18 protein-coding genes are annotated in these 23,023 nt (G+C 55.8%); 11 read left to right on the forward strand and 7 right to left on the reverse strand.

Translation table 11 applies throughout. The features are described 5' to 3' along the window. The first annotated feature begins 108 nt into the window (after positions 1-108). From EYY67_RS15105 to EYY67_RS15120, 4 genes are read left to right on the forward strand one after another with little or no spacing between them, the layout of a single operon-like run. Positions 109-1,497 carry a Sapep family Mn(2+)-dependent dipeptidase gene (locus EYY67_RS15105; protein WP_131693810.1) on the forward strand — a complete coding sequence of 463 codons (1,389 nt, stop codon included), beginning with the start codon at positions 109-111 and terminating at the stop codon, positions 1,495-1,497. A 2-nt stretch (positions 1,498-1,499) separates the two neighbouring features. Continuing rightward, entirely contained in the window at positions 1,500-1,820 is a 321-nt protein-coding gene (locus EYY67_RS15110) for a PTS fructose transporter subunit IIB (RefSeq protein ID WP_131693811.1), read from the forward strand. A gap of 36 nt (positions 1,821-1,856) precedes the next feature. Next, the gene (locus tag EYY67_RS15115) at positions 1,857-3,089 is read left to right on the forward strand and encodes a PTS fructose transporter subunit IIC (RefSeq protein WP_205948381.1); all 1,233 of its coding nucleotides are present in this window, start codon (positions 1,857-1,859) and stop codon (positions 3,087-3,089) included. Positions 3,090-3,103: 14 nt separating this feature from the next. Continuing rightward, positions 3,104-4,171 carry an aminopeptidase P family protein gene (locus EYY67_RS15120; RefSeq protein ID WP_131693812.1) on the forward strand — a complete coding sequence of 356 codons (1,068 nt, stop codon included), beginning with the start codon at positions 3,104-3,106 and terminating at the stop codon, positions 4,169-4,171. Positions 4,172-4,211: 40 nt separating this feature from the next. Here the strand turns inward: EYY67_RS15120 and argH are convergent, their stop codons facing one another. The 3 genes from argH to argC form a co-directional block, all read right to left on the reverse strand. Then, the gene (gene argH, locus EYY67_RS15125; RefSeq protein WP_119823883.1) at positions 4,212-5,588 is read right to left on the reverse strand and encodes an argininosuccinate lyase; all 1,377 of its coding nucleotides are present in this window, start codon (positions 5,586-5,588) and stop codon (positions 4,212-4,214) included. Between the two features lie 86 nt (positions 5,589-5,674). Beyond that, the gene (argB, locus tag EYY67_RS15130) at positions 5,675-6,448 is read right to left on the reverse strand and encodes an acetylglutamate kinase (protein ID WP_095924150.1); all 774 of its coding nucleotides are present in this window, start codon (positions 6,446-6,448) and stop codon (positions 5,675-5,677) included. 132 nt (positions 6,449-6,580) lie between these two features. Continuing rightward, positions 6,581-7,585 carry an N-acetyl-gamma-glutamyl-phosphate reductase gene (gene argC / locus EYY67_RS15135; RefSeq protein WP_095924149.1) on the reverse strand — a complete coding sequence of 335 codons (1,005 nt, stop codon included), beginning with the start codon at positions 7,583-7,585 and terminating at the stop codon, positions 6,581-6,583. A 138-nt stretch (positions 7,586-7,723) separates the two neighbouring features. Between argC and argE the strand changes: the two genes are divergently transcribed. Continuing rightward, positions 7,724-8,875, forward strand: coding sequence for an acetylornithine deacetylase (gene argE / locus EYY67_RS15140; RefSeq protein ID WP_119823885.1), 1,152 nt, complete (start codon positions 7,724-7,726; stop codon positions 8,873-8,875). Between the two features lie 290 nt (positions 8,876-9,165). After that, positions 9,166-11,811, forward strand: a complete 2,646-nt coding sequence (gene ppc / locus EYY67_RS15145; protein ID WP_095924147.1) for a phosphoenolpyruvate carboxylase — start codon at positions 9,166-9,168, stop codon at positions 11,809-11,811. 75 nt (positions 11,812-11,886) lie between these two features. Here the strand turns inward: ppc and metF are convergent, their stop codons facing one another. The 3 genes from metF to metB form a co-directional block, all read right to left on the reverse strand. Beyond that, the gene (gene metF / locus EYY67_RS15150) at positions 11,887-12,795 is read right to left on the reverse strand and encodes a methylenetetrahydrofolate reductase (protein ID WP_131693813.1); all 909 of its coding nucleotides are present in this window, start codon (positions 12,793-12,795) and stop codon (positions 11,887-11,889) included. 278 nt (positions 12,796-13,073) lie between these two features. Beyond that, positions 13,074-15,509 (reverse strand): bifunctional aspartate kinase/homoserine dehydrogenase II, encoded by a 2,436-nt coding sequence (locus EYY67_RS15155; RefSeq protein ID WP_095924145.1) that lies wholly within the window; start codon positions 15,507-15,509, stop codon positions 13,074-13,076. A 2-nt stretch (positions 15,510-15,511) separates the two neighbouring features. After that, on the reverse strand, positions 15,512-16,672 hold the full coding sequence (gene metB, locus EYY67_RS15160; RefSeq protein ID WP_095924144.1) for a cystathionine gamma-synthase: 1,161 nt from the start codon (positions 16,670-16,672) through the stop codon (positions 15,512-15,514). 330 nt (positions 16,673-17,002) lie between these two features. Here metB and metJ point away from each other — a divergent pair, with 330 nt between their 5' ends. Beyond that, positions 17,003-17,320, forward strand: a complete 318-nt coding sequence (metJ, locus tag EYY67_RS15170; RefSeq protein ID WP_004392248.1) for a met regulon transcriptional regulator MetJ — start codon at positions 17,003-17,005, stop codon at positions 17,318-17,320. A 171-nt stretch (positions 17,321-17,491) separates the two neighbouring features. Here metJ and rpmE read toward each other — a convergent pair whose 3' ends face one another. Next, entirely contained in the window at positions 17,492-17,704 is a 213-nt protein-coding gene (gene rpmE, locus EYY67_RS15175; RefSeq protein WP_095924142.1) for a 50S ribosomal protein L31, read from the reverse strand. 201 nt (positions 17,705-17,905) lie between these two features. On the opposite strand from rpmE, the gene priA reads away from it, so the two are divergent. The 4 genes from priA (at position 17,906) to hslV (ending at position 23,020) form a co-directional block, all read left to right on the forward strand. Beyond that, positions 17,906-20,101: a primosomal protein N' gene (priA, locus tag EYY67_RS15180; protein WP_119823890.1), complete on the forward strand. Its 2,196-nt coding sequence runs from the start codon at positions 17,906-17,908 to the stop codon at positions 20,099-20,101. A 203-nt stretch (positions 20,102-20,304) separates the two neighbouring features. Next, the gene (cytR, locus tag EYY67_RS15185) at positions 20,305-21,333 is read left to right on the forward strand and encodes a DNA-binding transcriptional regulator CytR (protein WP_131693814.1); all 1,029 of its coding nucleotides are present in this window, start codon (positions 20,305-20,307) and stop codon (positions 21,331-21,333) included. A 99-nt stretch (positions 21,334-21,432) separates the two neighbouring features. Then, complete coding sequence (gene ftsN, locus EYY67_RS15190) at positions 21,433-22,374, forward strand: cell division protein FtsN (protein ID WP_131693815.1); 942 nt, start codon at positions 21,433-21,435, stop codon at positions 22,372-22,374. A gap of 115 nt (positions 22,375-22,489) precedes the next feature. Continuing rightward, the gene (gene hslV, locus EYY67_RS15195) at positions 22,490-23,020 is read left to right on the forward strand and encodes an ATP-dependent protease subunit HslV (protein WP_095924138.1); all 531 of its coding nucleotides are present in this window, start codon (positions 22,490-22,492) and stop codon (positions 23,018-23,020) included. Positions 23,021-23,023 lie beyond the last annotated feature (3 nt).

Raw genomic sequence — 23,023 nt, forward strand, 5'->3', positions numbered from 1 at the left:
TCGGCGAAAAATTTTACCCGTTTTATTTATCATTCCTGACCCGCGCCTTTTGACGCTTTTTCCACCACCGCTGATGCTGTATCCAGGTTTTTCACAGGGTCAGGGTCAATGATCGACTTCTCAGCACACGCCCGGGATCGGGCCACGCAGTTCCTCACATTACTCGCGCAATGGGTGGCTATCCCTTCGCCTTTCGACGCGGACAGCCGGCAGCCCGACGCCCCCTTTGGCCGCGGCATTGCCGATGCGCTGCACTGGTGGCAGACCCTGGGCGACAACGCCGGGCTCGCGACCCTGAATGTCGATCACCATGCCGTGCATATCGAATACGGCAGCGGCGACGAGATCGTGTATGTCTTTGGTCACGCCGATGTCGTGCCTGCCGGTGACGGCTGGCATTTCCCGCCCTATCAGCTGTCCCGTCTGGGCGACAAACTGATTGGTCGCGGCGTCATGGATGACAAAGGCCCGATGATCGCCGCCTGGCTGGCGCTGGATATTCTGCGCGAGCTGAAACTGCCGCTGGCGCGCCGGATCCGACTGGTGGCGGGCGGCAACGAAGAAACCGGCTTCCGCTGTATCCGCCGGTATTTTGAATCGCAGCCGCAACCGGCATTTGCCTTCACGCCGGACGGAAAATTTCCGGTGATCTACGGTGAAAAAGGCTCGCTGCTGGTCAGGCTGACGTCGCCGGTTGCACAGACCGGGCTGAACGTGGCCTGCGGCAACGTCGTGAACACCATTCCTGATGTCGCGCATCTGCGTGGCCTTTCACTTTACTCCGGCGGATGGACACTGGCGGACGGTTTTACGCTGCTGGCGGAACCGGCCTGCGCCGATCACTGGCAGTTGTATGGCCGTGGCGGCCATTCATCTAAACCGGAACAATGCCTGAATCCCATCACCGCCACGGCGCAGTTACTGCATCAGCGATTCAGCAGTCACTGGACGCAGCAACTTTGCGACATCACCGACGCGACAACCGGCCAGAACGGCGTGCGTTTTGCCTTGGATACCCCGGGCGAATGCGGTCAGATCCTGCTGGTGCCGACGGTACTGAACATCGGTAACGGGCAGATGACACTGACGCTCAACGTGCGCTATCCCGAGAATCTCAGCACAGAAGAGATTACCGCCAGCCTGACACGCTGGCTTCGCGGCTGGCCCGCAAGCCGTATTGATATTGAGCCGGTCAAACCGCCGGGCTTTTATCCGCCAGACAGTGCGCTGGTGCAGACGCTGCATGAGATTTACACCCGCCACACCGGCGATCACCACCATCCTTCCCGCACCACCGGCGCAGGCAGTTACGCCAGCGCGATGCAAAACGCCGTGATCTTCGGCTGTGAGTTTCCTGACGGCTCTTCCGGCAATACGCATGGTGCGGACGAATACGGCAGTTTGTGCCGCTTTATCAGCGCGACCGGCATGTACGCCGAAGCGCTTTACCGGCTGGCAAACCTGCCCGCCGCCACCCCAGAAAAACGAGGTATCTGAAAATGTCTGCAAAAAAACTGATTGCGCTGTGCGCCTGCCCGATGGGACTGGCTCATACCTTTATGGCTGCCGAAGCCATTGAAGTGGCCGCCCGTGAACGCGGTTATGAGGTGAAAGTTGAAACACAGGGTGCCGACGGCATCCAGAACGAACTGACAGCGGAAGACATCGCGCAGGCCACGGTGATCATCCACGCCACCGGTATCACGCCGCAAAACATCGAGCGGTTTAATGGCGTTGAAGTGTATGAAGTCGAGCTGAAAGACGCCGTAAAAAACGCGGGCGGACTGATCGACGAAATCGAAGAAGATCAGCGCCAGTAATTCCACATTTGCTTTTTTAAGCGCAAGGAGTTCCCCGTGACGATAAGAAAAAGAGTCATCAACACCGGTCACAGTCAGGCCACAGAGACACCGGCGGCACCCGCAGGCAAAGGCCAGAGCCATGCCTGGAAAGAGTTCAGCAAACACATCATGACCGGCATTTCCTACATGATCCCGGTGCTGATTATGGGCGGTCTGATCGGCGCACTGTCGCAAATCATTCCTTATGTTTTTCTGGGTATGTCGCCGGATGAGTCGATCATGGCGGCGCTTAACAGTGGTCGTTTCAGCGGCAGTTCGGTGTGGATGCTGCAAATCGCCAGCATCATGGAAAGCTTTGGTTTCACGCTGTTTGGCTTTGCGATACCGATGTTCGCGGCGTTTACCGCCAACTCTATCGGCGGGAAAACGGCACTGGCGGCGGGCTTTATCGGCGGCTATGTGGCGATCAAACCGGTGGCTGTTCCGGCGCTGGTCGGCGGAGAATGGGCTGCCGTCGCGCCGGTCGCTTCCGGCTTCCTTGGTGCGATCGTGATTGCGTTTGTGGTCGGCTATTTCGTTCGCTGGCTGAATAACACCATCAAACTGCCGCACAACTGGCTGGCCTTCAAAACCACATTCTTCATCCCGCTGATTTCCGCCATTATGGCGATGTTGCTGATGGTATTCCTGATCACGCCGGTCGGTGGCTGGCTGAACACGCTGATCAAAGAAGCCTTGCAGGCCGCCGGCGCGGCAGGCACCTACTTCTACGCCACCTTACTGGCGGCGGCGACGGCGTTTGACCTGGGCGGTCCGGTCAACAAAGCGGCAGGGTTTGTGGCGCTGGGCTTCACCACCGAAAAAGTGCTGCCGATCACCGCGCGCTGTCTGGCCATCGTGATCCCGTCGTTTGGCCTGGGGCTGTCAACGGTCATCGATAAATGGCTGGTTGGCCGCCGTGTTTACGACCGCCAGTTCAATCAGATTGGCCGCACCGCGATTTTCCTCGGCTTTATGGGCATTTCCGAAGGGTCGATTCCGTTTGCACTGGAACGTCCGGGGTTTGTCATTCCGGTGTACGTCATCGGTGCCATTATCGGCGCGCTGCTTGGGGTTTCGCTTGGTGCGGTGCAATGGTTCCCGGAATCCGCTATCTGGGCATGGCCGCTGATCAGCAACATTCCGGCTTACCTGACCGGTCTGATCGCAGGTTCGCTGTTTATCGCCGTCACCTGCGTGTTCTACCGTAACCGCCTGATCAAAAAAGGCTTACTCGAGATCGCCTGAGTCCGGAGGACACCATGAGTCGTCAGCAACGTCTGACTGCCCTGCGCCAGCAGATGGCAGAGCAGCATATTCCCGCCGTGCTTCTGACCGACAGGTTCAGCAAATATGCGGTGGCGGATCTGTACAGCGCCTCCGGCTACGTGCTGGTCACAGCAACCGGCCTGTGGATACTGGTCGATGGCCGTTACAGCGCCGAATGCCAGCAGAACAATCCGGGCGTTGACGTGCTGACCCTCACGGCGCAGCAGACGCTGGCGGACTGTCTCACCCGATATCTGCCCGGCGACCGGCTATATGCCGATGCCAGCGTGTTATCGCATCTGGCATGGCAGGCGCTGGAAAAACAGTGCAAGGTGCCGCTGCAACACCGGGATGCGTCGGCTTTGCGGATACATAAATATCCTGATGAAATCGTGAAAATCCGTCAGGCCGCCGCGATAGCCGACCATGCCTTAAAGACGGTGATGCCGCTGATCCAACCGGGCATCAGCGAAAAAACACTGGCCGACCATCTCGAAATGGCGGTCCGGCAGGCCGGTGGCAGCAAAACGGCCTTCGATACCGTCGTGGTGTCAGGCCCGCGCGGGGCGTTACCACACGGGCGTCCGACAGAGAAAAAGCTGATGGCCGGAGAGCTGGTGACGATTGATTTCGGCGCGGTATATCAGCATTACTGTTCCGACATGACGCGGACTTTCGCGCTGGGCGAGGTCAGCCCGGCACTGAAAGCGATGTATGACACGGTGTTTATCGCGCAGCAGGCCGCACGCGAGGCGGTCAGGCCGGGGATCCGTTGTCAGGAACTGGATGCCGTGGCGCGGGATAGCATTTCTGCGGCGGGGTATGGCGACTATTTCAGCCACAATCTCGGGCACGGTCTGGGATTAGATGTTCATGAAGCGCCCGCCCTCAGTCCGCAAAATGCGCAACCGCTGGAACCGGGAATGATCATCACGATTGAGCCGGGGATTTATATTCCGGGACTCGGTGGTGTGAGAATTGAGGATGACGTACGGGTGACCGAAACGGGAGGTGAACTGCTGACGCAGAGTCCACGCCGTTGGGAAGAAATCGTTGTGTAGCCGGGCTTCTCCCCCTTCGCAGGGGGAGAAATTCCAGGAATTACAGCCCTAAACGCGCTTTCGCATCGGCAATTGCCTGTGCGACCTGTTGCGGCGAAACGCCGCCTTTGGCTGCGCGTTTGTCGAGACAGGATTGCAGCTCAAGGATCGGATACACATCGTCGCCAATCACGCTGCTGAATTTCTGCAAATCGGTCAGCGGCAAGGCTTCCAGCGCTTTGCCCTGCTTAATCGCCTCCACCACCGCTTCACCGACAATATGGTGCGCTTCGCGGAACGGTACGCCTTTGGCGACCAGATAATCCGCCAGTTCAGTAGAGTTCGCGTAGCCCTGTTGCGCCGCTTCTTTCGCACGCGGACGTTTCACCTGAATGCCGTCCAGCACCAGAGACGCCATGTTCAGGCAATCCATCCAGGTATCGAGCGCGTCGAACAACCCTTCTTTGTCTTCCTGCATGTCTTTGTTGTACGCCAGCGGCAGACCCTTCATGGTCATCATCATGCCGGTCAGGGCACCCTGCACACGGCCACATTTGCCACGGATCAGCTCCAGCGCATCCGGGTTTTTCTTCTGCGGCATCAGGGAAGACCCTGACGTCACGCGATCGGACAAATCGATAAACGCCGCTTCGCCGGTATTGAAGAAGATCAGGTCTTCGGCAAAACGGGAAAGGTGAACCATGCTGATCGCCGCGTTGGACAGCAGTTCAAGAACATGGTCGCGGTCAGACACGCTGTCGAGGCTGTTGCGGGTCGCGGAAGCGAAACCTAACCAGCCTGCCAGCTGTTCGCGATCCATCGGATACGCGGTACCGGCCAGCGCGCCACATCCCAGCGGGCTGACGTCCAGACGGGTCAGGGTATCTTTCAGGCGGCTTTCATCACGCGCCAGCATTTCGACATACGCCATGCACCAGTGCGCAAACGTCACCGGCTGCGCGCGTTGCAGGTGGGTGTAACCCGGCATCACCGCGTCCTGATTGGCTTCGGCAGTGGCGACCAGCGCCTGCTGTAAATGATGCAGCGCGTCGCCCAGTTCCACGACCTGCGCTTTGCACCACAGTTTAATGTCAGTCGCGACCTGATCGTTACGGCTGCGGCCGGTATGCAGTTTCTTACCGAGATTGCCGACTTTGTCGATCAGTTTGCCTTCAACCCAGCTGTGAATATCTTCTGCATCGCTGGCTAAAATAGCGCGCGGGTTGGCACGGACTTCTTCCAGCAGAACGGTCAGCGCCTCTTCCAGCTGAATTTGCTCGTCAGCCGTTAAAACGTTGACGGTCACCAGCGCTTTGGACCAGGCCACGGAACCGACGATGTCCTGCTCTGCCAGCCGGTAATCGAAACGCAATGAGTCATTCAGTTCTTTAAACCGCTGATCCGCTGCCTGAGTAAAACGTCCGCCCCAAAGTGCCATTTTCCTGCTCCTGAAATTTTTTATGCAAAAGGGCGCACTCTGCTGCGCCCTGACAAAAGTGTGTACCGGATACGCCGGACGATGCGTTACGCCAAAATGCGTGTGCCGATCGCGACGCCGTTAAACAATGCCGGCAATTGCTCGGCGTGACGCCAGCTGGCGATATCGACCGGACGTCCGAGAGAACGTGCGGCATCCAGCGCAGCGTGAACTTTGACGATCATGCCGTCAGTGATAATCCCCTGATCGATAAGCTGCTCGGCTTTCTCCGCACTCATCTCAGGAATGCGCTGGCCTTTGCCATCGAGAATACCGCTCACATCAGACAGCAGGATCAGATCCGCGCCCAGCGTGGCGGCCAGCGCCGTCGCCGCCTGATCGGCATTGACGTTCATCAGTTCACCGGCAGCGGTGATACCGATAGAACTGACAATCGGCAGGTAGCCTGCACCGTGCAGCGTGTTGATCAGCGCCGGATTACCGGCTTCGGCTTTACCGACATAGCCCAGTGATTCATCCAGTTGCGTCACGCTGACCGTGCCGCCGTCCGCCAGAGACAGCCCCACCGCATTGATATGATTTTTAACCGCCCAGGCCAGCAGGGTTTTGTTGGCACTGCCCGCGAGCGCGCCGGTAATGATGTCAATCTGATCCGCCGGAGTCACACGCAGACCGGCTTTTTTCACCACCGGCAGATTCAGCTTTTTCATCAGCTCATCAACCAGGCAGCCGCCACCGTGAACAATGACCAGCGGGCGGTGATATTCCTGACGATAAGCCACGACCGCCATGAACAGGCGCTCAAGTGCTTCTTCATTGTCCAGCAACACACCACCTAACTTGATGACTAACGGATTCATAGCTGTTCGCGCCCCGACCGGTTGAGAATGTTAATTAATAACAATAGGTTTTGATTCAATCTACCACCCCTGCGCGTCTGAATAAACGCTCAGGGGCGGTTGTTTTCTGTTTACTGACAATCTGACGGAGGGTTAAAGCAGTGACTGCGTCTCAGGGAAACCGAAACGGATATTCATGCACTGAACCGCCTGCGCAGATGCGCCTTTCAGCACATTATCTTCCGTGGCGACCACAATCAGATGCTCACCTTTCACCGCAAAACCGATATCGCAGAACGGCAGGCCGACCACGTCTTTCAGCGCCGGAACGCCTTTGGTGTACAAGCGCACCAGCGGTTTATCGTGATAGGCATTATGGAAAGCTTCCGCCACGTCCTGCTCCGTCACACCAGCCTTCAGACGGCAGGTGATGGTCGCCAGAATACCGCGCGGGAAATTACCCAGATGCGGAGTGAAAATCACCGGCACCCCAAGATGCTCGACAATTTCAGGATGATGACGATGGTTGAACAATTTGTAAGGCTGAAGGCTGACTTCACAGAAGCTGTTGCCCAGCGTGGCTTTACGGCCCGCGCCGCTGACGCCGCTGGTGGCGTTGATCACCGGCCACTGGCTGTCGTTGAGCAACCCATTTTCGATAAGGGGTTTGAGCGCCAGCTGTGACGCAGTCGGGTAGCAACCCGGGACGGCAATCAGCTGTGCGTCTTTTAATTTGTCCGCCTGCCATTCGGCCAGGCCGTACACGGCTTTATCCAGCAAATCGGTATGCTGATGCTCAAAGCCGTAAAATTCGGTGTAAAACTCAGGTTTGCTGACACGGAAGGCACCGGAGAGATCGAAGACCACGCAGCCCGCCGCCAGGAACTGCGGCGCTAAATCGTGGCTGACTTCATGCGCCGTCGCCAGAAACACCACATCGACGCCTTTTGCGGCTTCCGCCACGTCGGTCAGCGGCCGGACCGGCAGATCGACGATGCCTTTTAATTGAGGATGCAAATCAGAAAGCAATTTTCCTGCATCTGCACTTTGCGCTGAAACCGTTAAACCGGTTATGTTCATATGTGGGTGGCGATTCAGGTATGCAGCGAGTTCAGCACCGGCATAGCCTGTGGCACCAACAATCAGCGTATTCAACATAGGGCTTGTTCACCTTCTCAATTTTTTGGGTAGGGGCCGGATGAATTTTTTCCGGTTTCCTTACGCGCTGGCTTATTGTATTTTTATTCACAATTATTGCATGAATATGAATACTACCCTAACTAAAGGCTGTCAACAGTGAAGATGAAATTACCTCCTTTTATTGAGCTCTACCGGGCGTTAATCGCAACCCCTTCCATCAGCGCCACAGACGCTGCACTGGACCAGAGCAATGAGACGTTAATCAATTTACTGGCAGGCTGGTTCGGTGATTTAGGCTTCAACGTCGAAGTGCAACCCGTTCCAGGAACGCGCCATAAATTCAATATGTTAGCCAGTACCGGTACAGGTGCGGGCGGTCTGTTACTGGCCGGTCATACCGACACCGTTCCGTTCGATGACGGCCGCTGGACACGTGATCCTTTCACCCTGACCGAGCATGAAAATAAGCTCTATGGTCTGGGCACTGCCGACATGAAAGGTTTCTTCGCCTTTATCCTCGATTCACTGCGCGATGTCGATCTGACCAAACTGACTAAACCGCTGTATATTCTGGCGACCGCCGATGAAGAAACCACCATGGCCGGTGCCAGCTATTTCTCCAAAAACGCCAGCATTCGTCCTGACTGCGCGATCATCGGCGAACCGACCTCCCTCAAGCCGGTTCGTGCGCATAAAGGCCATCTGTCGAATGCCATTCGTATCACCGGTCAGTCCGGCCATTCCAGCGATCCGTCGCGCGGCGTGAACGCGATTGAGCTGATGCACGAATCGATTACCCATTTAATGACGCTGCGCAATACGCTGAAAACCCGTTACAACCACAGTGGTTTCGTCATCCCTTACCCGACCATGAACTTTGGTTACATTAACGGCGGCGATGCGCCAAACCGTATCTGCGCGTGTTGCGAAATGCATATGGATATCCGGCCGCTGCCGGGTCTGACACTCACCGACATTGACGGTCTGCTGAATGAAGCGCTGGCACCGGTCAGCGAACGCTGGCCGGGACGTATTGTGATTGAAGAACTGCATCCGCCGATCCCGGGCTATGAATGTCCGCCGGATCACCCGCTGGTGCAGGTGGTTGAGAAGCTGTTAGGTGTGGAAACGGAAATCGTTAACTACTGCACCGAAGCGCCGTTTATTCAGGAACTGTGTCCGACGCTGGTGCTGGGGCCGGGTTCTATCGATCAGGCGCATCAGCCAGATGAATATATTGATACGGCGTTCATTAAACCGACTCGCGAGCTGATTTCTCAGGTCGTTCATCACTTCTGTTATCACTGATCCTGAATGTCGGATTGATGAAGAAACAATCAGGGCGCTCACGGGCGCCCTTTGATACTGTACAAACGTGCGATTAGCCAAACTGATATCGTCGCGGTTGTAATTAAATTTCAGCGACATGGCCAAAAAGACCATTTTTCACGTGAGTGATCGGGGGTTTTTGGGTTAAAACAGGGGCTGAATTTAAAAAGTGTGGCCAGGTTGGCAGGGTGAACGGGGCAAGAATGCCTGACGGGTGAAAGTTATTTACAGAATATAAAAATTAAACGAGAGAACGGGTCAGAGGTAATATGAACGAACAATATTCCGCAATGCGAAGTAATGTCAGTACCTTAGGTAAATTGCTGGGCGACACGATCAAAGATACGTTGGGAGAACATATCCTGGATCGTGTTGAGAAAATCCGTAAGCTGTCGAAATCCTCCCGCGCCGGAAACGAAGCGGATCGACAGGAGTTGCTGTCAACGCTGCAAAATCTCTCTAATGATGAGCTGCTGCCTGTTGCCCGTGCTTTTAGCCAGTTTCTGAACTTAGCCAACGTGGCTGAGCAATATCACAGCATTTCGCCGCACGGCGAAGCCGCCAGCAATCCTGAAGCGCTGGCCCAATTGTTCGATCGCCTGAAATCCAAAAATCTCTCTGACCAGCAGTTACGTGATGCCGTTGACCAGCTTTCTATCGAACTGGTGCTGACCGCGCACCCGACAGAAATTGCCCGCCGCACGCTGATCCACAAACTGGTGGAAGTGAATAACTGCCTCAAACAACTCGACCATAACGATCTGGCCGATTACGAGCGCAAACAAATCATGCGCCGCCTGCGCCAGTTGATCGCGCAGTCATGGCATACCGATGAAATCCGCAAAAACCGCCCTTCTCCGGTGGATGAAGCCAAATGGGGTTTTGCCGTTGTCGAAAACAGCCTGTGGGAAGGCGTGCCTGCTTTCCTGCGTGAACTGAACGAACAACTGGAATCCTCGCTGGATTACAAAATGCCGGTGGAAGCCGTGCCGGTGCGCTTCACGTCCTGGATGGGTGGTGACCGCGACGGTAACCCGAACGTCACCGCCGACATCACCCGTCACGTACTTTTACTGAGCCGCTGGAAAGCGACTGACCTGTTCCTGCGCGATGTCGCGGTACTGGTGTCAGAACTGTCGATGACCGAATGCACGCCGGAACTGCGCGAACTGGCTGGCGGTGCGGACATCATCGAACCTTACCGTGAAATCATGAAACAGCTGCGTTCACAGCTGACCAATACTCAGGTGTATCTGGAAGCCCGTCTGAAAGGCGAACGCGTCGCGCGTCCTCACGATTTGCTGGTGAAAAATGACCAGCTGTGGGCACCGCTTTACGCCTGTTACCAGTCACTGCAAGCCTGCAACATGGGCATTATCGCCAACGGTCAGTTGCTGGATACCCTGCGCCGCGTGCGTTGCTTCGGCGTGCCGCTGGTGCGTATCGATGTGCGTCAGGAAAGTACCCGCCACACCGATGCTATCGCCGAAATCACCCGCTATCTTGGTCTGGGTGATTACGAAAGCTGGTCAGAATCCGACAAACAGGCTTTCCTGATCCGCGAACTGAATTCAAAACGTCCGCTGGTGCCACGTCACTGGGAACCGAGCGCCGACACCAAAGAAGTGCTCGATACCTGTCAGGTGATCGCCGAAGCGCCGGAAGGCTCGATCGCGGCGTATGTCATTTCGATGGCGCGTACGCCGTCTGACGTGCTGGCCGTCCATCTGCTGCTGAAAGAAGCCGGTTGCCCGTTCCCGATGCCGGTCGCACCACTGTTCGAAACGCTCGACGACCTGAACAACGCCGACGATGTGATGAAGCAATTGCTGAGCATCGACTGGTACCGTGGTTTCATTCAGGGCAAACAGATGGTGATGATTGGCTATTCCGACTCCGCAAAAGACGCGGGCGTGATGGCGGCATCCTGGGCGCAATACCGTGCACAGGACGCCCTGATCAAAACCTGCGAGAAAGCGGGCATTGCCCTGACACTGTTCCACGGACGCGGCGGTTCGATTGGCCGTGGCGGCGCACCGGCGCAAGCTGCGCTGCTGTCTCAGCCTCCGGGCAGCCTGAAAGGCGGCCTGCGCGTCACCGAACAGGGCGAAATGATCCGCTTCAAATTCGGTCTGCCGGAAGTGACCATCAGCAGTCTGGCGCTGTACACCTCCGCCATTCTGGAAGCCAACCTGTTGCCGCCGCCTGAGCCGAAAAAAGCCTGGGTGGACATCATGGAACAGCTGTCTGACGTGTCCTGCAAAATGTACCGTGGCTACATCCGTGAGAATAAAGACTTTGTGCCTTACTTCCGCGCGGCCACGCCGGAGCAGGAACTGGCGAAACTGCCACTCGGCTCCCGTCCGGCGAAACGTAAAGCCAGCGGTGGCGTCGAAAGCCTGCGTGCTATTCCGTGGATTTTCGCGTGGACGCAAAACCGTCTGATGCTGCCTGCCTGGCTGGGCGCGGGTGCCGGTTTACAAGCGGTAGTAGATGATGGAAAACGCGACGAGCTGGAAACCATGTGCCGGGACTGGCCGTTCTTCTCCACCCGTATCGGCATGCTGGAAATGGTGTTCGCGAAAGCGGACCTGTGGCTGGCGGAATACTACGATCACCGTCTGGTCGGGAAAGAATTGTGGCCGCTGGGTCAGCAATTGCGTGACCAGCTGGCAAGCGACATCAAAGTGATCCTGGCGATTTCTAACGACGATCACCTGATGGAAGATTTGCCGTGGATTGCGGAATCTATCGCACTGCGTAATGTCTATACCGACCCGCTTAACGTGTTGCAGGCTGAATTGCTGCACCGTTCCCGCGAACTGGAACAGGACGGTAAGCAGGATGCCAACGTAGAGCAGGCGCTGATGGTGACGATCGCCGGCGTGGCAGCAGGTATGCGCAATACCGGCTAGTTTCCGCTGAAAAGCAGCCAAAGAAAAACCCGCGAATTCGCGGGTTTTTTGTTTTCAGGATTTAAGCAGGAAAGATTACGCGCGAACCGGCACGGCAATTTCCGGACGCACACCCAGCGTGTGGCAAATCGCGTAACTCATTTCTGCACGATTCAGGGTGTAGAAGTGGAAGTCCTTCACGCCTTCGCGGCTGAGGATTTTCACCATGTCCATCGCGATATTGGCACCGACCATTTTGCGGGTTTCCGCATCATCATCCAGTCCTTCAAACTGGCTGTTCATCCATTTCGGCACACGCACGTTAGTCATGGTGGCAAAACGCGTCAGCTGTTTGAAGTTGGAGACCGGCAGAATGCCCGGCACGATTTCCACATCAATCCCCTGACCGGCGCAGCGGTCACGAAAACGCAGGTAGCTTTCCACATCGAAGAAGAACTGCGTGATGGCGCGGTTGGCGCCGGCATCAATTTTACGCTTCAGGTTAATCAGGTCAGACTGCGCGCTTTTGGCTTCAGGATGCACTTCCGGATAAGCCGCGACCGAGATATCGAAGTCGCCCACTTCTTTCAGCAACTGCACCAGATCGGTGGCATACATTTCCGGTTTGCCACTGCCTGGCGGTAAATCGCCGCGCAGGGCGACAATATGGCGGATACCGCTTTCCCAGTAATCCCGGGCGATCTGACGCAGTTCATCACGGCTGGCATCGATACAGGTCAGGTGCGGAGCCGCTTCCAGACCTGTACGTTCTTTAATGCCTTTAATGATGCTGTGCGTGCGGTCGCGCTCGCCGGAGTTGGCGCCGTACGTTACCGACACGAACTTTGGCCTGAGGCTGCTGAGGCGATCAATAGAGCTCCACAACGTATCTTCCATCTCGCTGGTACGTGGCGGGAAAAATTCGAAAGAAACGTTAATCTGACCCTGTAACTCGGCCAGATTCTGGTTCAGCGCTTCGCGCTGGTTTGCGTGGAAAAAGCTCATAAACACTACCTCATGGATCACTGCGTTTTGATTATGTTTCGTTATGATGGACGTTTGGACGTCTAAACGTATGGATAGAAAATGACGGAAAGCAGACAAAGTGTCAACGTTAAAATGATGGCAGGGGATGATTAATCTTCACGCAAACTGAAAGAATTTCACGTTGGGGACGTTTTGCTGTGGGAATTCAGCTCCTCCCCCTGCGAAGGGGGAGGCTGGGAGGGGGTTTAGCAGACCACTCCGCTCGTTGTTCCCATGAGAAGGACAGGCGCAGGGAATTACAGAAGTTGAGTAAGACGATTAAGGTCAGACTGCAATGCACCGGCGGTGACATCACGTCCTGCACCCGGCCCGCGGATCACCAGCGGGTTATCGCGATACCAGCGGCTTTCGATGGCGAACACGTTATCGCACGGCAGCAATGCGGCCAGAGGATGATCCTCACGCACAGCTTCCACGCCAACACGGGCTTTGCCGTTAGCATCGAAACGCGCCACGTAGCGCAGTACCAGACCCATTTCGCGGGCGGCTTCCAGACGTTGCAGCATTTGCTGATTCAGCGCCTCGCCGTCTTCAAAGAACTGATCGACAGAACCGGTCGCGCAGGCTTCCGGCACCAGCGATTCCACACGAACCTGCGTCGGCTCGATGTCGTAACCCGCTTCGCGCGCCAGGATCACCAGCTTACGCATCACATCCTGACCGGATAAGTCATCACGCGGATCCGGCTCGGTCAGCCCCTGCTGCCATGCCAGATCCACCAGTTCGGTGAACGGTAACGTACCGTCGAATTGCAGGAACAACCATGACAAGGTGCCGGAGAAAATCCCGCTGATCGCCAGAATGCTGTCGCCGCTTTCGCGTAAATCACGCACCGTATGGTTGACCGGCAAACCGGCACCGACCGTGGCGTTATACAACCAGTGGCTGCCCGTTTTGGAAAACGCGTCGCGGATCTGACGGTATTTATGGGTATCCGATGCACCGGCCAGTTTGTTGGCGCTGATCACATGGAAACCGTAGCTGGCGAAATCGAGATACTGATCCGCCAGTTCGGCGCTGGCCGTCACATCCAGCACCACTAAATCGTCATAAGGATGCGCACGCATCCACAGGAACAGCGATTCTTCATCGTGTGCCTGCGATTCATCATCAAAGAAGGCCAGCGCGCGGCTGGCGTCCAGACCGTCGTAATTGAGCAGACTGCGCTTGCTGTCGACCACGCCGGCCAGCACAAACTCAAAACCACTGCGGGCAGAGATGTTCTTTTGCTCACGGGCGAACAGTTCGAGCCAGCGTGAACCGATGTTGCCTTTACCAAACAGCATCAGACCGATTTGCTTTTCAGCGCGGAACAGCGTTTTGTGCAGCCCCTGAATCAGGTGCGCGGTCGGGCCGATACGCAGTACGGCGACCAGACTGATGCCGTCTTCCGCCTGCCAGATAAACTCAACCGGCTGATCTTTCATTTCCTGATAGAAACGGTGGCTGTGCAGCGGATTCTTACACACGCCAGCACCGACCAGCGCCACCAGCGCCAGCCCTTCACGCAGCGTCAGACGCGCCGGCAGGGCCGCCTCTTCCAGTACCTGTAATGCGCTGCCCGCCACTTCGGAGGTGTAGCACAGTTGCAGCAAATTACGGTCAGGATGGATGCCGGTACACAGCGGTTTGATCTGCGCACGTTTAAGCAGCAGCTCGACATCTTTTTGTGCCAGACCAAAATCGTGACCGGAAGGGATGACCATTTCGATCAGACAAATATCATCGTGGCTGGTGACAATTTTCGCGCCAGTACCGGACGCCAGCACGCGTTCAATACGCGTTGAGCCTTGTTCCGGCTGGTAGCTGCAACGCAGCTGTAAATCGATATCACTGCCGGACACCGGCTGTAACGTACGGGTGTGCAGCACCGGTGCCGCCAGACGCGCCAGCTCGCTGGCTTCATCGAGACGCAGCAACGGCAGCAAACAGGCATCTTTCACTTTACGCGGATCGGCGCTGTACACCCCGGCCACATCGCTCCAGATGGTGACACGGCTGGCATTCGCCAGTGCACCAATTTGGGTGGCGGAATAGTCACTGCCGTTACGGCCAAGCAGCACGGTTTCACCCGCGTCGCTGCGGGCGATAAAGCCGGTCACCACCAGATATTGCTGAGGGTGTTGCGCGAGCAGTTGTTGCAGCAGCGGATACGAACGGCCTTCGTCTACCTGAGGTTGAGCGGCGCGTTCGGCACGCAGGAATTCCCGGGCATCCAGCCAGGCGGCCGGTAATTCCAGTTTGCACAGCACGGCGGACATCAGGCGTGCAGACCAGACTTCGCCATGCCCGACCACTTCGGCGTAAATCGCATCGGTCATTTTGCCATCAAGCAAAACAGCCAGACGTTCGAGATCATGAATAAAGGAAGCAATAAGCGGTTCGGCCATTTCCGGCGGCAACAGGCCGGTTATCAAATCACTCTGATAACGGCGCAATGCCTGCTGAACCTGATGCGCGGAAATTCTGTCTGTCTGGCTGAGCTTCAGCCAGCTGATCAGCTGGTTGGTTGTGCTGCCTGCCGCCGACACCACCATCATGTCGCCCGGTTTGGCATACTCGGCCATGATCCCGGCAACGCGCAGATAACATTTCACGTCGGCCAGACTGCTACCACCAAATTTGTGCAGCTGACGGCTTCCCGCCGGCGCTGCAACCGCTATTGCATTCATACTTACCTCGTTGCCGCTGACTGGAATGCGTGTTCCAGATCAGCAATCAAATCTTCGCTGTCTTCAAGACCTACAGAAATACGGAGCAAGCTGTCAGAAATCCCAGCGGCTTTACGCGCTTCCGGCGCCATGCCAGCGTGCGTCATGGTCGCGGTATGAGAAATCAGGCTTTCGACGCCCCCCAGTGATTCTGCGAGGGTAAATAACTTCAATTCTTTCAGGAAATGTCGCAGCTGAGCTTCATCTCCGTTAAATTCAAAACTGATCATGGCACCGAAGCCACGTTGCTGGCGGCGGGCAATGTCATGGCCCTGGTTTTCCGGCAGCGACGGATGATACAGCTTTTTGACCTGCGATTGTTTCTGTAAATAAGCCACAATCGCCAGGGCATTTTCCTGCTGCTGTTTCACGCGAACCGTTAACGTGCGCAAACCGCGCAATAACAGATAGCTGTCAAACGCGGCGGCGGTCACACCAATATTGTTCGCCCACCACGCCAGTTCTGTCGCGTGTTCTGCGGTCTTAGATATTACCGTACCGGCGACCACATCAGAATGCCCGTTCAGATATTTAGTACATGAATGGACGACTAAATCCGCGCCAAGCTGCAACGGATTCTGCAACGCCGGGCTGAGGAAGGTGTTATCCACTACCGTCAGGGCACCGGCGGCGCGTGATGCATCGCAAATCGCCTGAATATCCACCACGCGCAGCAACGGATTGCTCGGGGTTTCGATCAGCACCAGTTTCGGCTGTTCTTTCAGTGCTTCGGCCAGCGCCTGCGGGTCGCCCTGATCGACAAACAGCACGCGATACGCGCCGCGTTTGCTCAGGCTGTCGAACAGACGGTAGCTGCCGCCGTAGCAATCGTGCGGGGCCACCAGTAAATCGCCAGGTTTCAGAAAGACCGTACACACCAGATGAATGGCAGACATACCGCTGCTGGTCAGTACCGCACCGGCACCGCCTTCCAGATCCGCCAGCGCGCGCTGAACCACATCACGCGACGGGTTACCGCGACGTGAATAGTCGTGCGCTCTTGGCTGGTTGAAATCTTCAAAGTTGTAGGTGCTTGAAAGGTAGATAGGCGGAACTACACAACCATATTGCTGATCATTGTTCAGGCCACTGCCTACGGCAATGGTGGCTTGCTTGTGCGTCATAATCGTTTCTTCCTGACGAAATGCGAAAGATGAGGATGTAAAGAGTAACGCCCGGAGTTATAGACGTCAATACATCTGGACATCTAAACTTCTTTGCGTATAGATTGAGCAACAGAGCAATACCCGCTAAAATTATGGCGTTAATGAAGATGTCAGGCAGAACTGTCGCGCCGGAATAGTTAAGCGCAAGGTGACAAAATGAACAATGCCGCAGGGAAAATCGTGAGGTATCCCTGTTAAATTCCGACATTTACTTAGTGAGAACAGTGAAAATCGGGCATAATCACGCGGTTTTCAGAATTTTATTTTTTGATAAATTTAAGGTGTCCCATGGCTGAGTGGAACGGCGAATATGTCAGCCCTTACGCTGAACACGGTAAGAAAAGCGAACAAGTTAAGAAAATTACGGTATCCATTCCGCTGAAAGTCCTCAAGATCCTCACCGATGAACGCACCCGTCGCCAGGTGAACAACCTGCGTCATGCGACCAACAGTGAATTATTGTGTGAGGCTTTCCTGCACGCCTTCACCGGTCAGCCTTTGCCGAATGACGAAGACCTGCGGAAAGAGCGCAGTGATGAAATCCCGGAAGCGGCGAAGATCCTGATGCGTGAACTGGGTGTGGATCCTGATACCTGGGAATACTGATCGCCGCGTCGATGGCCTGAAAAATCCGTACGAACCCGTCGTGCGGCTTTTTGGGTATCTGGCGATCACCGGGGTAATGGCGATCAAAAAGAAAGATTTGTCTGGCGGGATGTCAAACGGCAGGCAACAAAAAAGGCGCCAAAGGCGCCTTTTTTTGCTCTCAAGCGTAGCTTATTTGCTGCTTGGAACGCTGAAACGCTTGTTGAAGCGGTCAACGCGGCCACCGGTAGCCACTTCACGTTGCTTACCAGTGTAGAACGGGTGACATTCGCCACAAACGTCCAGGTTCAGATCGTGACCCACTGTTGAGTGAGTTTTGATAACGTTACCGCATGAGCAGTTAGCAGTAACTTCTACGTAATTAGGGTGAATACCTTTTTTCATGGAAAACCTCTTCTTAAGGCCGCGTCGCTATCCAACCCTGTTCTGTCAGACACCACGCGTAGTGGATGATAGGCTTTGAGTACGAAATGCACCAAAGGCGGCGAATCATACAGAATCTCTGAGAACCGCGCAATGATGTTCATGCATTTCGAAGGACACAGTGTACACTATCTCGTCATTTTTTTAAAGTCTGGACCCACAATGCCTGTTGCCCACGTTGCTTTACCCGTCCCGCTCTCCCGTACTTTCGACTATCTGTTGCCGCCTGATATGCAGGTTTCGCCGGGTTGCCGGGTCAGTGTGCCGTTCGGTAAACGCGACGCCATCGGCATTGTCACCCGCATCAGTGACACCAGTGAATTTGGTCTGGAAAAGCTGAAACCTGTGCGTGAAGTCCTCGACGGCGCCAGCCTGTTCACTCCCGATTTGTGGCGCATCCTGTTCTGGGCCGCCGACTATTATCATTATCCGATCGGCGAAGTGCTGTTCCATGCGCTGCCGGTGTTGTTGCGTCAGGGCAAAGCCGCCGAGCTGACGCCACTGTGGCAATGGTTCGCCACCGAGCAGGGTCGCGCCACGCCGCTCGACAGTCTGAAACGTGCGCCCAAGCAACAACAGGCGATGGCTGCGCTGATGCAAAAGCCGCTTTACCGTCATCAGGTCGCCGATCTGGATCTGACAGATACAGCGTTGCAGGCGTTACGCGCCAAAGGGCTGACGGATTTACGCAGCATCGCGCCCGCCACGCACGACTGGCGCAAGGATTTTTCAGTCGTCGGCGAACGTTTACGCCTCAATACTGAGCAGGCCACCGCCGTGGGGGCGATCCGCAGTGAAGACCAGCAGTTCTCCGCCTGGCTGCTGGCCGGTGTCACCGGGTCGGGGAAAACCGAAGTCTATCTCAGCGTGCTGGAGAATATTCTGGCACAGGGCCGGCAGGCGCTGGTGATGGTGCCGGAAATCGGCCTGACGCCGCAAACCATCGCGCGTTTTCGCGAGCGTTTCAGCGCACCGGTGGATGTGCTGCACTCCGGCCTGAACGACAGCGAGCGTCTCGCCGTCTGGCTGCGGGCGCGTAATGGTGAAGCAGGGATTGTCATTGGCACCCGTTCATCCCTGTTTACGCCGTTTGCCCGTCTCGGCGTGATCATTATCGACGAAGAACACGACAGTTCTTATAAACAGCAGGAAGGCTGGCGCTATCACGCCCGGGATCTGGCGGTGTACCGCGCTCACGCTGAAAACATTCCGATTATTATGGGCTCGGCAACACCTGCGCTGGAAACGCTGCACAACGTGGAACTGGGGAAATATCGCCAGCTGAAACTGACCAAACGTGCCGGGAATGCCAAACTCGCCCGCCAGAATTTGCTGGATTTGAAGGGGTTGCAGCTGAAAGTCGGGCTGTCTCAGCCACTGATCCAGAAAATGCAGGAACATCTGAAAGCCGATAATCAGGTGATGCTGTTCCTCAATCGCCGCGGTTATGCCCCTGCCCTGCTTTGTCATGAATGCGGCTGGATAGCCGAATGTCAGCGCTGCGATCACTATTACACCCTGCACCAGAATCATCGCCAGTTACGCTGCCACCATTGCGACAGTCAGCGCGCCGTGCCGCATCAGTGTCCGCACTGCGGTTCGACGCAGCTGGTCTCGGTCGGTGTCGGCACCGAACAGCTGGAAAACGAACTGGCGCCGTTGTTCCCGGATACGCCTATCACACGCATCGACCGCGATACCACCAGCCGCAAAGGTTCGCTGGAACAGCATCTGAGTGAAGTCCATCGCGGCGGTGCGCGCATTCTGATCGGGACGCAAATGCTGGCAAAAGGGCATCACTTCCCGGACGTCACGCTGGTATCATTGCTGGATGTCGACGGCGCGCTGTTCTCGGCGGATTTCCGTTCTGCTGAGCGTTTTGCCCAGCTTTATACGCAGGTTTCCGGCCGTGCCGGACGCGCAGGCAAACAGGGTGAAGTGGTGTTGCAGACGCATCATCCTGAACATCCGCTGTTGCAGGTGCTGCTACAGCAAGGTTACGACGAATTCGCCAGACAGACGCTGGCGGAGCGCAAAAGCGTTTTTCTCCCTCCTTATACCAGTCACATTATGATCCGCTCGGAAGATCACGATAATCAGCAATCGGCGCTGTTCCTCCAGCAGTTGCGTAATCTGCTGGAATCCAGCCCGCTGAAAGACGATTCACTGTGGATCCTGGGGCCGGTTCCCGCCTTGCAGGCCAAACGCAGCGGACGTTTCCGCTGGCAACTGCTGTTGCAGCATCCTTCACGCCGCGTTTTGCAGCATCTGATCAAAAGCTCTCAGCCCCTGATTGCCAGCCTGCCGCAGGCTAAAAAAGTGAAATGGACGCTGGATGTCGATCCGATTGACAGCTGATCCCTAAGGAAAATCCGCATAAATACTCAGGTTTTTTGCGTGATGGATCGAAAAAAGCATCTGCGTCACACTTTTAATGCAAATTAGGTAACAAATCCTACTCACATTCTGTTTAGAATGTGATGAGCTACACATCATGCGTAGCCAGGCGAGGAATGTTGATGCTGTTGTGTCAGTTTGATGCTGTTGCAAGGAGAGAGACGTTGGAGCACAAGAAAGAATTACCCGCCGCAACAATGAAAGATGTGGCTGAACAGGCAGGCGTTTCAACAGCAACCGTATCCCGTGCATTAATGAATCCGGAGAAAGTCTCCGCCGCAACCCGTCAGAAGGTTGATCAGGCCGTCATGGCCGTAGGTTATTCTCCTCATGCCCTGGCCCGTAATCTGAAACGGAATGAATCACGCACGATTCTGGTGATCGTCCCCGATATCTGCGATCCGTTTTTCTCAGACCTGATCCAGGGGATCGAGCGCACCGCGGCCGAAAGCGGTTATCTGGTATTGATCGGCGACTGTGCTCAGCAAAATCAGCAAGAAAAAACCTTTATCAATCTGATCATTACCAAGCAAATTGACGGCATGCTCCTGCTCGGTTCTGATTTGCCTTTCGATGCCAGCAAAGAAGAACAACGTAATTTGCCCCCGATGGTCATGGCCAATGAGTTTGCGCCGGAACTGGAACTGCCGACCGTCCACATTGATAACCTGACGGCGGCGTTTGAAGCCGTGCACTATCTTCTGAAACTGGGGCATAAGCGCATTGCCTGCATCGCCGGTCCGAAACATATGCCGCTGTGCCAGTACCGTTTACAAGGCTATGTGCAGGCGCTGCGCCGCAACGGGTTGAGCGTCGAGAGCAAACTGACCATTCATGGTGATTTCAGCTATGAATCCGGCGCACAGGCGGTAACAGAACTGATGTCGCTGCCCGTTCCGCCAACGGCGATTTTCTGCCACAACGATGTGATGGCGATTGGCGCGATGTTCCAGGCAAAGAAAATGGGGCTGCGCATTCCGCAGGATCTGTCGGTGGTCGGCTTCGATGACATCAAGGCCAGCCAGTATACCGATCCTCCGCTGACCACCGTGGCGCAGCCGAGATTCCAGCTTGGCCGTCAGGCCATGTTATTATTGCTTGAGCAGTTACAGGGAAATCCGGTACAAAATGGCTCTCTGCTGCTCGACAGTGAACTGGTGGTGCGTGAAAGCACGGCCGCCCCTAACGCGTGAGTCAGTATTTAGTCTGTTATGAAGTTTTAATTTCAGTATATGTTCAGGGTTAAGTAACATGACGCACTTCTTCATTCATTACGACACAGCGAAACGATAGTGGCACAAAGAGACTATGTAAGCCGTGGGCGCTCAGGAGCGCGGCGGAAAAGTACCAGCCGGAGTAAAAAACGCAGTTCCCCAACGATCTCCAAAACCATGGTGGTGTTAGCCGTTGCGGTACTGGTGGTGTTTGTCGGTGGCCTCTATTTTATTGCGCACAATAAACATGAAGAAACGACAGTGTTGCCGACGCACACTGTCCGTCCGGGTAATGGATTGCCGCCTAAGCCAGAAGAGCGCTGGCGCTACATTAAAGAACTGGAAAACCGCCAGATGGGCGTGACCACGCCGACAGAACCGACGGCGGGCGGACAAGTCGAATCCAAAACGCAACTGACGCCGGAACAGCGCCAGCTTCTCGAACAGATGCAGGCTGATATGCGCCAGACGCCGACACAGCTGTCTGAAGTGCCGTATAACGACCCGAATCAGGTGACGCAGGCACCGGCGCATACCTCGCGTCAGGTTCAGCAGCAACAGCAGCCGACTTATGCGCAGCAACAGCCGGTGCAGACTCAGCCGCGTCAGGTTCAGCCAACGTATACGCCGCAAACGCAGCCGGTACGTGCGCCGCAGGCTCAGGTGCAAACCCAGCCCGTTCAGCCGAAACCGAAGCCAGTGGTGAAAGAGCCGGTGAAAGAAGCGCCGAAACCGCAGCAACCCGCCGCCATTACTCAGGCTGAGCCGGAAAAACCAAAAGCGCAGGAAAAAACCCAGCGCTTTATGGTGCAGTGCGGTTCTTTCAAAGGCAGCGAACAGGCGGAATCCCAGCGTGCCAAACTGGCGTTTGAAGGTTTCGAAGGCCGTATCACCACGGGCGGCGGCTGGAATCGCGTTGTCATTGGCCCGTACAACAGCCGCTCCGGTGCAGACAGCACCCTCACCCGCCTGAAGAGCGCAGGCATCTCCGGTTGCATTCCCCTCGCAACCGGGGGTTGAAAACCCGTAATCCTTCCCCAATCTATACTTTCAATATGCCTCGTAAGCTTGTGAGACACCCGGTGTGTCCCACAAGCCTGCGGGGATCTTTTCCGTCTGCAACGAGGAACCGCTCGTGACAACAATTGTAAGTGTACGCCGCAACGGCAAGGTCGTTATCGGTGGTGATGGCCAGGCCACATTGGGAAATACCGTCATGAAGGGCAACGTCAAAAAAGTACGTCGCCTGTATAACGACAAAGTGATCGCGGGCTTTGCCGGCGGTACGGCTGATGCCTTCACACTGTTTGAGCTGTTCGAACGCAAACTGGAAATGCATCAGGGTCATCTGGTGAAAGCCGCCGTTGAACTGGCGAAAGACTGGCGAACCGACCGCATGCTGCGCCGTCTGGAAGCACTGCTGGCCGTCGCGGATGAAAATGCGTCGCTGATCATCAGCGGTAACGGTGATGTGATCCAGCCGGAAAACGACCTGATCGCCATCGGTTCCGGGGGTCCCTATGCCCAGGCCGCTGCCCGCGCCCTGCTGGAAAACTCTGAGCTTGACGCCCGCGACATCGTTGAAAAATCGCTGAGCATCGCCGGTGACATCTGCATCTACACCAACCAATTCCACACTATTGAAGAATTGTCTTCTAAAGCGTAAGGA

Source organism: Rahnella victoriana, from assembly GCF_004330295.1.
In the GTDB taxonomy this organism is placed as follows: Bacteria; Pseudomonadota; Gammaproteobacteria; order Enterobacterales; family Enterobacteriaceae; genus Rahnella; species Rahnella victoriana.

Bases quoted from the DNA above. Each gene is read 5' to 3' on its own strand.
- EYY67_RS15105 (WP_131693810.1), top strand. From the start codon at position 109: ATGATCGACTTCTCAGCACACGCCCGGGATCGGGCCACGCAGTTCCTC.
- EYY67_RS15110 (WP_131693811.1), top strand. From the start codon at position 1,500: ATGTCTGCAAAAAAACTGATTGCGCTGTGCGCCTGCCCGATGGGACTG.
- EYY67_RS15120 (WP_131693812.1), top strand. From the start codon at position 3,104: ATGAGTCGTCAGCAACGTCTGACTGCCCTGCGCCAGCAGATGGCAGAG.
- argH (WP_119823883.1), bottom strand. From the start codon at position 5,588: ATGGCACTTTGGGGCGGACGTTTTACTCAGGCAGCGGATCAGCGGTTT.
- argB (WP_095924150.1), bottom strand. From the start codon at position 6,448: ATGAATCCGTTAGTCATCAAGTTAGGTGGTGTGTTGCTGGACAATGAA.
- argC (WP_095924149.1), bottom strand. From the start codon at position 7,585: ATGTTGAATACGCTGATTGTTGGTGCCACAGGCTATGCCGGTGCTGAA.
- ppc (WP_095924147.1), top strand. From the start codon at position 9,166: ATGAACGAACAATATTCCGCAATGCGAAGTAATGTCAGTACCTTAGGT.
- metF (WP_131693813.1), bottom strand. From the start codon at position 12,795: ATGAGCTTTTTCCACGCAAACCAGCGCGAAGCGCTGAACCAGAATCTG.
- EYY67_RS15155 (WP_095924145.1), bottom strand. From the start codon at position 15,509: ATGAATGCAATAGCGGTTGCAGCGCCGGCGGGAAGCCGTCAGCTGCAC.
- metB (WP_095924144.1), bottom strand. From the start codon at position 16,672: ATGACGCACAAGCAAGCCACCATTGCCGTAGGCAGTGGCCTGAACAAT.
- metJ (WP_004392248.1), top strand. From the start codon at position 17,003: ATGGCTGAGTGGAACGGCGAATATGTCAGCCCTTACGCTGAACACGGT.
- rpmE (WP_095924142.1), bottom strand. From the start codon at position 17,704: ATGAAAAAAGGTATTCACCCTAATTACGTAGAAGTTACTGCTAACTGC.
- priA (WP_119823890.1), top strand. From the start codon at position 17,906: ATGCCTGTTGCCCACGTTGCTTTACCCGTCCCGCTCTCCCGTACTTTC.